At 59.8% G+C, this 14369-nt stretch carries 11 protein-coding genes; all 11 read right to left on the reverse strand.

What is annotated here, in order from left to right:
- Nucleotides 1-4: 4 nt before the first annotated feature.
- A complete protein-coding gene (locus QRN54_RS15815) occupies nucleotides 5-1171 on the reverse strand; it encodes a glycosyltransferase family 4 protein (RefSeq protein ID WP_065456014.1) in 1167 nt (388 codons plus the stop codon).
- Nucleotides 1168-2064 (reverse strand): glycosyltransferase family 2 protein, encoded by an 897-nt coding sequence (locus tag QRN54_RS15820; RefSeq protein WP_058038964.1) that lies wholly within the window; start codon nucleotides 2062-2064, stop codon nucleotides 1168-1170. Before QRN54_RS15820 ends, QRN54_RS15815 begins: the two co-directional genes overlap by 4 nt.
- On the reverse strand, nucleotides 2061-3272 hold the full coding sequence (locus QRN54_RS15825) for an MATE family efflux transporter (protein ID WP_058038963.1): 1212 nt from the start codon (nucleotides 3270-3272) through the stop codon (nucleotides 2061-2063). The genes QRN54_RS15820 and QRN54_RS15825 overlap by 4 nt, the downstream gene beginning before the upstream one ends.
- Nucleotides 3269-4480, reverse strand: coding sequence for a glycosyltransferase family 4 protein (locus QRN54_RS15830; protein WP_209907884.1), 1212 nt, complete (start codon nucleotides 4478-4480; stop codon nucleotides 3269-3271). Before QRN54_RS15830 ends, QRN54_RS15825 begins: the two co-directional genes overlap by 4 nt.
- A gap of 1 nt (nucleotide 4481) precedes the next feature.
- Nucleotides 4482-5807 (reverse strand): O-antigen ligase family protein, encoded by a 1326-nt coding sequence (locus tag QRN54_RS15835; RefSeq protein WP_054831290.1) that lies wholly within the window; start codon nucleotides 5805-5807, stop codon nucleotides 4482-4484.
- Nucleotides 5794-7317 carry a sugar transferase gene (locus QRN54_RS15840; protein ID WP_054781086.1) on the reverse strand — a complete coding sequence of 508 codons (1524 nt, stop codon included), beginning with the start codon at nucleotides 7315-7317 and terminating at the stop codon, nucleotides 5794-5796. The genes QRN54_RS15835 and QRN54_RS15840 overlap by 14 nt, the downstream gene beginning before the upstream one ends.
- Nucleotides 7318-8192: 875 nt before the next feature.
- Nucleotides 8193-8564, reverse strand: a complete 372-nt coding sequence (locus tag QRN54_RS33620; protein WP_116057106.1) for a GNAT family N-acetyltransferase — start codon at nucleotides 8562-8564, stop codon at nucleotides 8193-8195.
- A 344-nt stretch (nucleotides 8565-8908) separates the two neighbouring features.
- Nucleotides 8909-10354, reverse strand: a complete 1446-nt coding sequence (locus QRN54_RS15845; protein WP_007726623.1) for a tyrosine-protein kinase domain-containing protein — start codon at nucleotides 10352-10354, stop codon at nucleotides 8909-8911.
- A gap of 639 nt (nucleotides 10355-10993) precedes the next feature.
- Entirely contained in the window at nucleotides 10994-12319 is a 1326-nt protein-coding gene (locus QRN54_RS15850; RefSeq protein WP_007726621.1) for a UDP-glucose dehydrogenase family protein, read from the reverse strand.
- A gap of 52 nt (nucleotides 12320-12371) precedes the next feature.
- A complete protein-coding gene (locus tag QRN54_RS15855) occupies nucleotides 12372-13340 on the reverse strand; it encodes a GDP-L-fucose synthase family protein (protein ID WP_042452275.1) in 969 nt (322 codons plus the stop codon).
- On the reverse strand, nucleotides 13337-14368 hold the full coding sequence (gene gmd, locus QRN54_RS15860) for a GDP-mannose 4,6-dehydratase (protein WP_003943737.1): 1032 nt from the start codon (nucleotides 14366-14368) through the stop codon (nucleotides 13337-13339). The genes QRN54_RS15855 and gmd overlap by 4 nt, the downstream gene beginning before the upstream one ends.
- Between the last annotated feature and the right edge of the window lies 1 nt (nucleotide 14369).

Genomic DNA, 14369 nt, shown 5'->3' on the forward strand with positions numbered 1-14369 from the left:
TGTCTCACCACTTTTCCGAGTTCGTTTGTCGACGTTCATTGCACTGGCCGTAGCTGCGCGACAAGACCGATGTCAACCGGGACCGAGTCCAATCACGTTGCGGTTCAAAGAGAGAAAGCTCGGTCTCGACAATCGATCGAGCGATACGAGAGGAGAGAGTCGACGCCGGAGCAACCTGGATCGTCACGGCGTTCCTACCTGCCAGTGTCGGCACACCGCCGAGATCCAAACAGACCACCGGCAGGCCCACCGCAGCCGCTTCGGCCGCCACCCAGCCGCCCGAATCGTGCATGCTCGGGAAGAGCAGAGCGGAGGAGGCCCCCATCTCGCTTACCACTTCCGATCTGTCGCGCCATCCGCGAAGCGTGACCTGACCGCGCCGATACGGAAGCGACTTCTCGATCCGCCCGCGGGCGGGTCCGTCCCCGACAAAGGTCATGGACCAATCGGTGCCCAGCTGCTCGAGCGCATCCAGAATCAGGTCGATTCCTTTGTATTGCAACAGTCTTCCTACGAACAAGAGTCTTCGTTTCGGTCTGGGTACCGCTTGCTTCTCGATTCCGTCGTAGTCCAGAACACAATTGGGTTGGACGACGACATTGCGTGCCCGCGGTGCGCCTCGTCCGCTGTCGGAGTTCATCGCGATGAAAGTGTCGACTCGTCCGGACATGAAGATGTGTGTCAGTGACCGAACGGCTTTCGTGGAGCAGGTCCGAACTGCCGTGGTTGCCAGGTACCGCATACCGATGCGCCTGGCGAGCGGCATCGGCGGGTAGGTGTTGCCCCCGGCAGGCCCCCATACCAGTCGTACTCCGCCGGCTCCACCGAACAGCACCGGTGGGGGCAACCAGTCGGAGGCGAACGTTGCATGATGCAGGACGTCGAAGTTTGCCGCTTCACGCCGAACGAACAGTGAGGTGTGCCAGAGCCATCGGAGGTATCGACCGTACGATCCGGCTTCTTCCGCGGGCAAAGTCGCTATTCGCACGACACGAACTTCGCAACCGAGCTGTTCACACTCTGATTCCAATTCGGGAGCCTCACCGGAGCGAGTCACCACCGTGATCGACTCACACAGTTCGGAAGCTGCCGAGAGAAGCGCCCAACCCGCACCGGATTCACTCCCCTGATTCGGATCGCAGGCGTATGCCGTCATCAACAACCGTGTCATCGCGCTACCACCAGCCTCTGTGCGCGCGGCGTCCGAGAATCGCTGCGGCTGAATCGCTCTGAGAACCAACCGATGTTGCGTGCACCGTTGTCGAGAACCACGCGCTTGATCCGTGGACTGATCAAGGCAACGGGGATCAACGTCGCCGACGCGAGGACGAGCAGAGCGCGTTTGGCACTCTGAGCCGCCAACAGTGGCAGCTCGAGCTGTCCCTGACAGACCGCGAGGATTCGTCCGTTGTTGACATACCGGGCGAAGAGCCAGGAATCCCGACGCCGATCCTCGCCTACCGGTTCGTACGCAAGCGCCTCGTCGCACCACACCAACCGGACACCGCCGGCGCTCATCCTGAGCGTGAACTCGGTGTCCTCGCCGCCAGGTAGATCCCAGTCGTCACTGAAGTTCAAGCCGTTCAAAGCCTTCAGGTCCAACAACAGATTTCCAGCGCCTGCAGACGCAACCGGGGTGCCGGTCGAATGGCGAACGCGAGTGTGCAATGGAAGTTCCGAGGCAGGCAGACCCACCGGAATCACAGGACCGGCCACAGCACCTGCGTCGAAATCTGCGGCGCAGGTGAGGAGATTCGACAGCCAGTCGACATCGACGTACTCGTCGTCGTCGACGAAGACGATGTAACGACGATCTCGTGCACGGGCGAGATCGACCAGCGCACGTCGCGCCGGAGATACCCCGCCGAATCCGAGATGCAGTCGTTCGATCCCGTCGGCAACATACGTCGGCGTGGTGGATTCCGGATCGTTGTCGCCTACTACGACCTGGGCGGAGGCACCGGAAGCCTGGATCGATGCCCGGACGCTGTCGATGCAGACAGCCAGTTCCGATTCACGACGGAAGGTCAGAATCGCCACTACGACGCCGCTGGGATTCTTCATGAGAGGTCAACTTTCGGTCGGGCGTCACGGTTCATCGAAACCAGCAGTGCGACGCTCGCGCTGACGCACGCCGACGCGGCCAATGCTCCTGCGACGGGTACGGCGCTGTCGGTCAGTCCCGCCCCGAGAACGATCAGAAACTGCAGAGGTAACAGCAAGGCGCGAAATCTGTTGAGGTTTCCCGTCTTGTCCACGACGCGGATCGACGTGCCGACTCCCAGCAGAATCCCGTTGAACGCCACCGCCAACCCGCACAGCAGAATGACCGGTATCAAGTTCGGAAAGTGCGACCCGACCAGATGATCCATCAATCGCACTCCCGAGAATCGAATCTCGAGCGTGAGACAGATCAGCGAAACGCAGATGATCGAAACCCAGAAGATCTGCAAGCCCACTCGGCGGCCGAGTGCCATGCACTCGCTCGGGCTCATCGCTTCGACACCACTGCCGAACTTACGCATCAGAATTGGCGAGATGCCCGCGAACATCAAGGACAGCGGACCGAGCAGTGTCTGGGCAGTTCTGATCTCACCGATCATCGAGATCGACGCCACCACAGTGAGTATCAAGAACATCGCCTGCTGCGCAGCTGATCCCATCAATATCTCGATCGCAAACGGCACGGATCTATATCGGTGAGTGCGCGAGTACCTGATCGACGGTACCGGCGGTACCAGACGCATGGATGCGTGACCGAGAGCGAGCGCGACGAAGACACCGACCGTATAGGTCACGAGTGCAAGTGTCAGATTCTCGACCAGGAAAGCTGCAATAAGGACGAACGAGAGTGTCACGATCTGTATCGACACAGAGATCCAACTCGCACCGTCGTGCATCAGCATCGTGCGTATCACGTCCAACACCACGAAACCAGCTGCAGCCAAGGCGTATACCGTGAGATTCATCGAGTCCGAGCCGGCGATCACGAACAGTGCCCACACCGATGTCACCGATACCGCCGCCAGCACGATCGTGGGCGCCAACGCCGGTCCACGCTCGTCGGACCCCGCCCCTCGCGACAGCCAGACGTCGACGCCGATCGCTCTCCCCAGTGCCAGTGCCAACAGACCCGCCGATTGAATCACGGCAACCTGGCCGACTTCGATCGGACCACCGAGTCGTGCCACCGAGGTGAGAACGACAAAAGTGAGGACGCTCGAAAGCCCTTGATCGGCCATGAATGTCACATGCCGAGTGCGATCTTTCACGATCTCACCTCGTCGATGAGCTCACGCATCGACGTCGCCGCTTTGCGCGATGTGAAGCGATTCGAGTAGTGACGATAAGCAGATCTGCGTATCGCCGATCGATCGTCCGCTCCGAAGATTCGATCGAGGGCCTCGCGTATCGACGACTCTTCCAAGGTATGGAGAGGCGTTCCGCCCGGTCCGACGATGTCCGCGAGTGCACCGTTGGTTGCGTAGATCACCGGGGTGCCAACCGACATCGATTCGATCGCAACGCGTCCGAACGGTTCTGCCCATTGAGACGGCACCACGGACGCCGCACTGTCGCGAAGTATCTCGATCACATCTTCGTGCGAAGTGAATCCGGCCAGCGTGACGTTGTCGAGAGCTGCGCTTATGCTGGAGATCTCGCCGTACTGCGGTCCGTCACCGAGAACTGTGAGCGAGGGACTTCCAGCGCCCTGCGGCCAGTTGCGCACCAAATCCAGGACGCCCTTCTCCGGTGTCAGTCGGCTGACGCACACAACCGAATCAGTGCTCCGAAACTCGGGTTCATTTTCTTCGAATCCGAAGTTCGGACGAACCACGACGCGGCCAGAACTGATCAGTCGTCCTTCGACCAGACGTGCTGTCATCGCGCTCGTTGCGACGAACCTGTGCTGCTTCCACCCAAAGACGCTCAGCTTGACCGCCGTAGCGCTCAGGTAGCAGACAAGGCTCTGCAGTCGGCTGTTTCCGTAGCATCCGTTGCGGACACAACTCGTGAAGTATTTGGTGGAACCGCATTCGGTGCACGTGCCATCTGCGCGCAACTTGGCTGACGGTGTGGCGAGGCGATAGTTCCGAACCGCCTGCAATGTAGGAATTGCGGCGGCTCTTGAGGCCACGAGCAACGAAGCCGAGAACGCCGGCCAGAGATTGTTCACGTAGATGACGTCGGGGCGCTCCGAACGGATGATGCGCAACGCATCGACGAGTACGCGAGGACTGAACACTGCGGTGACTGCCGCCCACGGTCCCCGGGAGATCTTGGAATTCTCGGTGGTGCACTGAACCGTCTCGTATCCGATCGATTTCAGGAGCTTGGATTCGTTGGCGAAGCTCTGCTCCTCACCACCCGGATTCCGATAGATCGCATGGAACATCAAGGCTTTCGGCGGCGTGAATCCACCGGTGGACGTCGGGTTCACTTCAGGCTTCGAACGCGCTACATCGAACGACTTGTACATCTCAGTGACCTCCTCTTCGCTCCGGAGCGAACCTGTACGCGTCGTTCTTGTCGGCACGAACCCCACGGATCGACAACTCGGCGTTGCCCGCACTGTGAGAGCGGTGGGTCGAGGGTCCGTACGGCGCCAGGAAGACCCATGCGATCAGCCACATGGCGCCGAAGAAGAGCGTCGACTCCGTCAAGTCCATCGAGAAGACGAGAACCATGATCGCGACGACGGCGATGTACTCCGTTCTGCTGCGGGCTCGCCCGAGCGCCGTGCTCAGAAGCAGGTAATAGCCGGCCAACAGCAGCAGGAATCCGATCCAACCGATCTGCAGCCGAATGTCGAGCATTCCGTTGTGTGCGCTGGTCGCCGGAAAGGACAGCTTTGACCGAATCATCTGCCCCACTGCACTGTCCGGCGCCCACACCGAGCCGAAGCCCCATCCGAGCAGAGGCCGCTGTTCGGCGTAGTAGTCGGATACCGTCCAGAGATGTAACCGGCCGGTCAGCGTGACATCTCGCGAGAGTAGCGCCGCGACATCGGGTCCGAGCACCTTCATCGCGCCGGACACCCCGAGGTACAGGCCGATGATCACAGTCGAGGCGAGGTGAGCGTTCGGTGTCCGTCGAAAGCACCTCAGAGCAAGCATTGTCGCCAGCGCAATCCCCGCAGCGACGAGACCGGTCTGGCTCCGGGCCTCGAACAACACGATGCCGGCGACAGCCAGCGCCGCCACCCACGGAATACGCTTGCCGTCGGGAAGCATGAGCATGACACCGACAAGTACAACTTCGATGGCAGCCATTCGTCCCAAAGTGTTCTTGTGCGTGAAGATTCCGCGATAAGCAACGGCGCGGGTGTCCACGTCGATGCCAGTCGAAGGATCGAGGAACACGACCATCAGCGACAGCACGAGAAGTACCAGCAAGGTGAGGGCAACAGTCCGCACTCGCACCGCGAAGGTCAACTCACGGGCGACGATGATTCCCGTGATCGCCAGGCACACGACGACGATGCCGGCGACGGCGGAGTTCCGGGGCAGTGTCGACCAGTACCAGCTGGTTGCCGGGACGCCGGCCGAGATCATAAGCGTGAAGACAGGCCACGTCGTATTGCGTGAGTATCGCCGGTCGAGGAAGTAGACCAACGCAAGTGTCGCCGAAAGAACGGCCGAACCGTGTACGAGCAACGATCCGAGCGCTGTCCTCTGCGTGTACGCCTGAAAGGCTCCGCTCGCGCCGATGACCGCGATCACCAATGCCGTTCGCAAGATCAGCGGATTGTTCGGTGCCTCATTTTCGCAAGGCGCCGGTACCGCCTTCTTGTCAGTAGGCGCCATCACTTCCCACCACCGCCTTGAGCGTCTTCGCGACGATCATGACGTCACCCATCATCGACCAGTTGTCGACGTAGGAAAGATCCAGGCGGACAGTGTCTTCCCACGAAAGATCAGAACGTCCGCTGACCTGCCACAGGCCGGTGACACCGGGCTTGACCAGTAGCCGACGACTGACCGCACCGTCGTACATCTCGACCTCGCGCCGAAGCGGTGGCCGCGGGCCTACAACGCTCATCTCACGCCGGAGGACATTGACGAACTGGGGCAACTCGTCGATCGAGTATCGGCGCATGAATCGACCGACCGTCGTCACACGCGGATCGTCTCGCATCTTGAAAAGCACTCCGGCGCCTTCGTTCTCCTTCATCAGCGCCGTGACCTGTGAATCCGCATTCTGGACCATCGAGCGGAACTTGAGCATGGGGAACGGCTGGCCGTCCAACCCCATCCGCTCGGACTTGTACAGAACGGGCCCCTTGCTCGTGAGCTTGACGGCGATCGCAGCCGCCAGTAGCACCGGACTGATCACGGCGAGTACCACGGTTGAGAAGACGATGTCGAAGGTCGTCTTCGTGAACTTCTGCGCGCCGTGATAGCGCGGACGCTCGACATGGATCAGCGGAAATCCAGCGACCGGGCGCATCGAGAGCCTCGGCCCGGACACATCCAGAATCCCTGGTGCAACAACAAGGTCCACATGATCGCGCTCGAGATCCCAGGCCAACGTGCGCAGCCTTTCCGGTCCGAACCGCTCCGACGCCGTCACTGCCACCGTGTCGGCACCGACCTGTTCGATCGCGTCGGTGACACTGTGCTCGTCTCCGAGCACCGGAATGTCCCGACCGTTCACTGTGACAACTTCGCCCACGTCTCCTCCGTAGCCGGGTACGCAGACTCCGACAACTCGGTATCCATGGGCATCGTCGCGCTCGAGGTTGCGTGCAAGATCGACAACCGCCCCTCGCACACCGACCACAAGTACGGCAGTTCGAAATTCACCTCGGGCTCGCTCACGAGCAATCACCCGTCGCCAGATCCAACGACTCGCGATCAAGGCGGTCAATCCCATCGGAAACGCCACGGCAAGGTACAGGCGCGCGATCTCCAGGTGAAGGAGAAGGCTGGCGATCGCAATCAGTCCGAACAGGCGGAGCGTTCCGACAGCGATCAATCGGTACTCTTCAGGGCCGCTTCCGATCACGCGAGGAGATCTGGTCCGAAATACCCTCAGTACGGCAAACCAGCCGATAATCAGGGCGAAAGACAGTGCGGTGTAGCTGAAATGGCCGAATGCTTCACCGTCGACGACATCCGCGTCGCTACCGAATCGCCACCATTGAGCCAGAAACACAACTGCCGCAACGATGATCGTGTCGGTGATCGCCAGACGACGAAGATACGCAGATTGCCATTTCCTGCGTGCGGAAACTCCACCGGCCCTCTCCGGCGTTACTCGTCGGTGTTGTTGTGGCCGCTCTTTCGTGGGCGCGGCCATCTCGAGAACCGTCATGTGTTCAGAAACCTTTCCCCATGCACAGAATTCGGCCTGAAGATGTTCACCGGCCGAGGTCCATCGGACCGCCTTGCCGATTCCCGAAACTTCGACAGCGAAGCAACTGCTCCGCATTGCTGCGTTCAGTGCGTATGGTCGCATTACGTGCGCCTTGCAGTTAACCCGGCGACTATTGTCAGGCCTCGGCCCAACTGTCGATTATTGCGGCATTGCCGCAGCTCACACCCCGTGATTGAAGCAGAGTCCACTAACAACCCAAACACAGGACGATCGGCGATTTCTCCTCGCCCGCTGACGTCACCGGCCTCGATATTGCCAGGACTCACATCTTGGCAACTCTTCGGCTAGCTGGTCAGTACCAGTGAGGAGTTTGCCACATTCCGGACAGCGTGGCAATAGCGCTTTCCGAAGTTCTTCCCGACGCCAGCATTGACGTCAGTTATTCACCCTCCGACAAGAAGGAGTGAACATTGCTCACCATTACCATTGCGTACCTATAGTTTTCATCGCCTAGCCCATTTGGGCTCCGCGTTTGGACGGAAACCAGCACGCGGTTGGTAAACACTCTGCAATCCATACTTTGATGCGCTCAGCATCCACTCAGCCCTGGACGATTGTTCGGCACTTCGCCTCTGGGCGTCTTACCTACTCCTGGCAGGCATTGCGCGAACCTACGATCGGGCGACACCGAGAATTCAGACATGCAAAAGGAGGAGTGTGAACCGCCAGCGATCGCCGGTGATGTCCTGAAATAGTTGCAGCACAGCCCAATTAGGGACATGCGAGTTGCGCAGCCGCTCGGCTGCAAAGCGGGGCGACTGCTACCGATGGCGATGGCTATGGCCATGGCAAACGTGTGTGGCCGTGTAGGGTCAACGGACGCTCGACACGCTCGTTCGCACCCAGTAGCGGAGCGTGTCTCTCGAACAACCGACATTGCGGGACAACTGATCAGCTGGGCGCACGCTCTCGAGTAAACCCCCGCACGCTTCGATTGCCTTACGCGAAACCGGGTTCCTTTCGTCGCAGGTAACCAGGACGCGACTGAGCCCCACCGGGTCGCCGACATACGCGAGCGCCTCACCCAGAGCAGTCGACGCTATCCCTTTCCGGCCCTCCGACCGACGGACCCGTGGCCGATATGACCACCGACATCGGCCAAGAACTCGTTCATGCTGAGTCGCAGCTGGCCGACAACCCCCGCACCCGCTGTCCAAATCCATCGAGGGATGCCAGATCGACATCTAGGCGTTGCGAAACTCTCGAGGCCGAATCGGGCTGGTCCGCCTGCGGTCCGCCACACTCGCTACGCGATTCCGACCAAGACGCCCAAGGCCCCGTCGGGCGCAACCAGATCGACAGTCATAGAGGCACTGGTCAAGCAGGGACAGCTCAGACCGCAGCGTCACATCCCGCATGCCCGTGCCTACCCAATTACTGCGACGGCCGATGAACCCGTATTCCGCACTGCGCGTCGCAGACTCAGAGGACCCGACTAGAGAATTGCGTCCGATTCACCACACAGAGAAGGGCCCTCGAGCATTGCTCGAGGGCCCTGTGAGGCGTCGGGATTTACCGTACGACCAGGTCAGATGACTGTCGACGTGACCTTTCGTTCGCCGACTGGATTGCTGTCCACGGACCCTTCCACGGCCACGTCAGCGACAACCGGATCGGAATCGTAGTAGTACTTGTACTCGTAGACACCACGACCGTTCAGCGGGGTCATCGTGATGACAGTACCGAGAATCGTCGCGCCCACACTGTGGAGATTGCCGACCGCCCTGCTCAGCTGTTCCCTCTTCGTCGTGCCGTGACGAGCAATCACTAGCGCACCGTCCGCCAGCGCTGAAAGAACTGCAGCATCCGTAACCGGAAGCAACGGCGAGGCGTCGATGATGACGTAGTCGAACCTTCTGCGGAGATCGGTAAAGACCGCATGGGCAGTGTCAGTGCCCAGAAGTTCGCTCGGGTTCGGGGGAATCGGACCTGAGGCAAGAACCGTCAGGTCAGCATTGCTCGTGACTTGAAGTACGTCGTCGAGATCTGCTTGCCCGGCCAGGACCGAGCTCAGACCAACGCTTCCGATAAGTCCCAGATACTTCGAAACGCGAGGCTTACGGAGGTCACCTTCGACGAGACACACCTTCTTGCCTGCCTCGGCCAACACGAGTGCGATGTTCACCGCAGTCGTGGTCTTTCCCTCGGAGGGAAGAGAACTCGTAACGACGATGACACTCGGTGGGCGATCCACGGCCAGGAACTGCAGATTGGTTCGCAGCTCGCGGTACGCCTCGGCACTTGCGGAGTTGCCCTCGTGGAAGTTGATCGCTTGATGAACTTCGCGTTCCTTGTCGAACGGAATTGTTCCCACCATCGCCGCGCCGGCGATGTCTTCGACCACCTTGCGCTCTTTGACGGTGTTGTCCAGGCGATCACGCACCACAGCCAACCCGATCCCCAGCAGAAGCCCGATCGCGGCACCGAGCGCCACGTTCCGCGAAGTCTTCGGCGACACCGGTTCCGCGGGAGTTTGTGCTCGCTGTTCGACAACGACGCGCGCAGGTGCTGTGCCACCATTTGCGGGCGTACCCAGATCTTTGACCATCACGACAAACTCGTCCGAGAGCGCATTTGCGATTTCACGTGCCAGTTCAGGCGACGCATCTTGCACGCTCAAATCGAGCAGTACTGTATCCGGCGCCGATGTGGCGGTCACCTTGGACGAAATCTCCGCAGCGGAAAGCCCGCCGAGTCGATCGGGCCCGACTGAATCGATCGTTCTCTGTGCCAGTGTCTCGCCGGTAAGGAGCTTGGCGTAGGAAGTGACCAACTGCTGTGAGAGCTGGTTACCTTGGTAAGCCTCGTTCACGGTTGTTCCGGTAGAAGTCGACACGAACAGGCGCGTGGAAGCCTGGTAGATCGGCGTGGCAATCAACGAGGCGCCCAATGCGCCCAAGATCACGACCACAGTGACGACAGCGACTATCTTCCACCGTGCCTGCAAAATCTTCAGGTAGTCCCGTACATCCATCGTCGAATCTCCTTCGGCTCGAACACGTATCACGTCTTCGAGTAGTAATCGACAGCCGCTGTCGAGCCGCTGCACTCAATGCAGGCTGAACGAGGCAGCCAATCTTCTATCGCGTGTCCCTGCGTCACAGCGCGAGGTATTTGCCGAAACAGCCAGGGGGGAGAGGCCTTCACGGCATCTCACACATCTCACTTCCTGGCCGATGCATGATCGGGAAGTGGCGAACACGCGACACTGACAAACCCGCGACACTGACATCGGGCCCACTCACACATCGCGCAGAGCAGACACAACGTGCAGCCAGGCTGAACTCTACTGCGTCATTGGTCTTTTCACCACCGCAACGGAGCCTCGAAACTTCCTAGACATCGTCAGTCGACTGTGCCGACCATGAAAGGGTCACATACCACAGCGGGCCGTAGGACCAACGTCCGTCGACGACCAACTACGCAACTTGCCGACGGAAGTTGATGCATACCAACCGAACAAGGCAACATGCCCCTCACCCTGTGATGCACGAGCGGCTATCCCAGCATCTCCCCCGGCCACAGCTCGCTCGCTGACGGACTTTGGTCCCGGGCACACGGCCACTTCCCCTCGATGCCTACAACACCCACCCTCCGTGAAGGTTTCACCGGTTTACGGCCTTCCGAGACCTCGGTAGGTCCACCCTGCGTCGCGCCAGGTGGTCGGTTCCAGACAGTTGCGTCCGTCGATGATGACCTTCTTGCGGACGACAGGTTCGAGGTCCGACGGCAACAACTTTCGAAACTCGGCCCACTCGGTCAGAACCAAGACGACATCAGCGCCTGCACACGCTTCAAGTGCGCTCGAAGTGTAAGTGAGGGTGGGGAACAACGCCTTCGAGTTTCCCATCGCCTTCGGGTCATAGACATTGACGGCAGCGCCTTGCAGCTGAATCTGCCCGGCAACGTTCAGCGCAGGTGAGTCGCGCACGTCGTCGGAGTCAGGCTTGAAGGCTGCACCGAGAACCGCCACATTGGCTCCGAGTAGAGAACCACACGCTTCTCGAGCCAGTTCGACCATCCGAGTACGACGACGCATGTTGATATTGTCGACTTCGCGTAGGAATGTGAGTGCTTGATCTGCTCCCAGCTCACCAGCACGTGCCATGAAAGCACGGATGTCCTTCGGTAAGCAGCCCCCACCGAAACCGATTCCGGCGTTGAGGAATCGCCTACCAATTCTCTCGTCATGGCCGATGGCATCGGCAAGAACGGTCACATCCGCACCTGAAGCCTCGCACACCTCCGAGATCGCATTGATGAACGAGATCTTCGTTGCCAGAAATGCATTGGCTGATGCTTTGACCAACTCCGAAGTCGCAAGGTCGGTCACAACAAAGGGAATACCTTCGTTCAAGAGTTGCTCGTACACTTCACGCGCAATCGATTCCGCACGTCCGGGTCGATTGCGGTCGACCCCGAGCACAAGCCGGTCCGGGTGAAGCGTGTCTTTCACCGCGTAGCCTTCCCGGAGAAATTCCGGGTTCCACGCCACCTCCACGTCTTGTCCGGCAGGCGCCAGTTCCCGTGCCCGCGCACCCAATCGCTCTGCTGTACCGACTGGCACAGTTGATTTCCCGAAGATTACGGTCGGCCTGGTCAAGAGGGGTGCGAGTGTCTCGATCACCGAATCGACAAATCGCATGTCGGCCGCGAACTCACCCTTCTTCTGCGGCGTACCGACGCCGAGGAAGTGGATGTCGGCGAACTCTGCGGCCTCCTCGTAGGAAGCCGTGAATCGAAGACGTCCCGCGGCTATGTTGCGGCGCAGTACTTCCTCGAGTCCCGGTTCGTAGAAAGGAACCTCCCCAGCTTCGAGCATAGCGAGCTTGTTCGGATCAACATCCACCCCGAGAACCTCGTGACCCAACTCGGCCATGCAAGCTGCGTGTGTCGCCCCGAGGTAGCCTGTGCCGAATACCGCAATACGAGAAGTCATAACGATGTCTGCCTGTCGAAGTCGAGTTTACGTCGAATAATGCTGTAGTACTTCATGTCCTGATCGAATCGACGTTCTGTCGATACCACTCCACGGTCGATGCGATCCCCGCACGAAGATCAATCTTGGGCTGCCACCCCAAATCTCGAAGCTTCCCGATGTCAAGCAACTTCCGCGGCGTCCCGTCAGGTTTCGAATGATCCCATTCGATCTCGCCGTCGAACCCGATCTCGTCCGCCACGATCGCAGAGATCTCCGCGATGCTCTGGTCCTCGCCTGTACCAACATTGACGTGTTCTGCTCCGTCATAGTGGTCGAGCAAATGAAGGCAGGCATCCGCCATGTCGTCGACGTGGAGAAACTCTCGCCTCGGCGTCCCGCTGCCCCAGTTCACGACTGAAGCAGCTCCATCACGGCGCGCGTCGTCGAAGCGTCTGATGAGGGCTGGCAGCACATGAGAGCCCTTGGCAGAGAAGTTGTCACCCGGGCCGTAGAGATTGGTCGGCATCGCGGCGATCCACGGACGCCCGAACTGCTTTCGAACAGCCTGTACCTGCAGGATTCCCGCGATCTTGGCGATGGCATATGCATCGTTCGTCGGTTCCAAATGACCGGTCAGCAAATATTCTTCGCGAATCGGTTGAGGAGCGAATTTCGGGTAGATGCAGGATGATCCGAGGAACAGCAGGCGATCTACGTCGAACTCGGCCGCCGCGTCCATCACGTTCACCTGGATGCGAAGGTTGTCGGAGATGAAGTCCACCGGCAGTGTGCTGTTCGCCAGTATCCCGCCCACCTTGGCTGCCGCGAGGACCACGTTCTTCGGCCTCTCGGCGGCGAAGAACTCGAACACGGCACCGCGGTCGCGAAGATCGAGTTCGGCGGACGTGCGACCGACAAGGCGATTGAAACCGTCGGCCTCCAAACGACGCCAGATCGCTGAACCCACGAGTCCACGATGGCCCGCGACGTACACCGCATCGTTCCGATCGAGGGACTTCTGCGCGTACTCCCCCGTCATCGGGCATGCTCCCAATCCACCAGGTTCGGGCGGTCGATCCAGGGCTTGCCCTCACACTTCAGAGCCTCGATGTCCGCATCGACCATGATTCGAGCCAGCTCGGGGGTATGTACAGTCGCCTTCCAGCCGAGCTTCTGCTCCGCCTTACCTGCATCTCCGATCAACGCGTCTACTTCCGTCGGCCGCAGATAGCGCTCGTCGAAGCGCACATGATCTTCCCAGTTCAGACCCGCGTGCTCGAAGGCCACCGTCAGGAAATCCTTGACCGAGTAGTTACCGCCTGTCGCGAGCACGTAATCGTCCGGCTCGTCGGCCTGAAGCATCCTCCACATTCCCTCCACGTACTCCGGCGCGTAGCCCCAGTCGCGGATTGCATCGAGATTACCCATGTACAAATCGTTTTCCAGGCCGGCCTTGATCCGCGCCACCGCTCGCGTGATCTTGCGAGTTACGAATGTTTCGCCTCGCCGCGGAGATTCGTGGTTGAACAGAATTCCGTTCACGGCAAAGATCCCGTACGCCTCGCGGTAGTTCTTGGTGATCCAGTACGAGTACACCTTCGCCGCACCGTACGGCGATCGCGGATAGAAGGGAGTCTGCTCGTCCTGCGGAGGCGGTGTCGCACCGAACATCTCGGAGCTGGACGCCTGGTAGAACCTGCATTCGAGACCAGCCATCCGGACTGCTTCGAGCAGCCTGATCGACCCGATTCCCGTCGTGTCACCGGTATGTTCGGGCTCGTCGAAACTTACCCGTACATGGGACTGCGCTGCGAGGTTGTAGACCTCGTCCGGGCGTATCTGTGCGAGAAGAGTGACCAAACGCGCCCCGTCGCTGAGATCTCCGTAATGAAGGAACAGTTTTGCATCCGGCGTGTGGGGATCCACATACATGTGATCGATTCGAGCTGTATTGAACGTGGACGATCTACGAATAAGTCCGTGGACCTCGTATCCCTTGCCCAGCAACAACTCCGCGAGATAGGAGCCGTCTTGACCGGTGATGCCTGTGATCAGTGCCTTCTTCATT

It is taken from the genome of Rhodococcus sp. MEB032 (assembly GCF_030208925.1).
GTDB lineage: Bacteria > Actinomycetota > Actinomycetes > Mycobacteriales > Mycobacteriaceae > Rhodococcus_F > Rhodococcus_F qingshengii.

Bases quoted from the DNA above. Each gene is read 5' to 3' on its own strand.
- QRN54_RS15815 (WP_065456014.1), bottom strand. From the start codon at position 1,171: ATGACACGGTTGTTGATGACGGCATACGCCTGCGATCCGAATCAGGGG.
- QRN54_RS15820 (WP_058038964.1), bottom strand. From the start codon at position 2,064: ATGAAGAATCCCAGCGGCGTCGTAGTGGCGATTCTGACCTTCCGTCGT.
- QRN54_RS15830 (WP_209907884.1), bottom strand. From the start codon at position 4,480: ATGTACAAGTCGTTCGATGTAGCGCGTTCGAAGCCTGAAGTGAACCCG.
- QRN54_RS15835 (WP_054831290.1), bottom strand. From the start codon at position 5,807: ATGGCGCCTACTGACAAGAAGGCGGTACCGGCGCCTTGCGAAAATGAG.
- QRN54_RS15840 (WP_054781086.1), bottom strand. From the start codon at position 7,317: ATGACGGTTCTCGAGATGGCCGCGCCCACGAAAGAGCGGCCACAACAA.
- QRN54_RS33620 (WP_116057106.1), bottom strand. From the start codon at position 8,564: ATGTCGATCTGGCATCCCTCGATGGATTTGGACAGCGGGTGCGGGGGT.
- QRN54_RS15845 (WP_007726623.1), bottom strand. From the start codon at position 10,354: ATGGATGTACGGGACTACCTGAAGATTTTGCAGGCACGGTGGAAGATA.
- QRN54_RS15850 (WP_007726621.1), bottom strand. From the start codon at position 12,319: ATGACTTCTCGTATTGCGGTATTCGGCACAGGCTACCTCGGGGCGACA.
- QRN54_RS15855 (WP_042452275.1), bottom strand. From the start codon at position 13,340: ATGACGGGGGAGTACGCGCAGAAGTCCCTCGATCGGAACGATGCGGTG.
- gmd (WP_003943737.1), bottom strand. From the start codon at position 14,368: ATGAAGAAGGCACTGATCACAGGCATCACCGGTCAAGACGGCTCCTAT.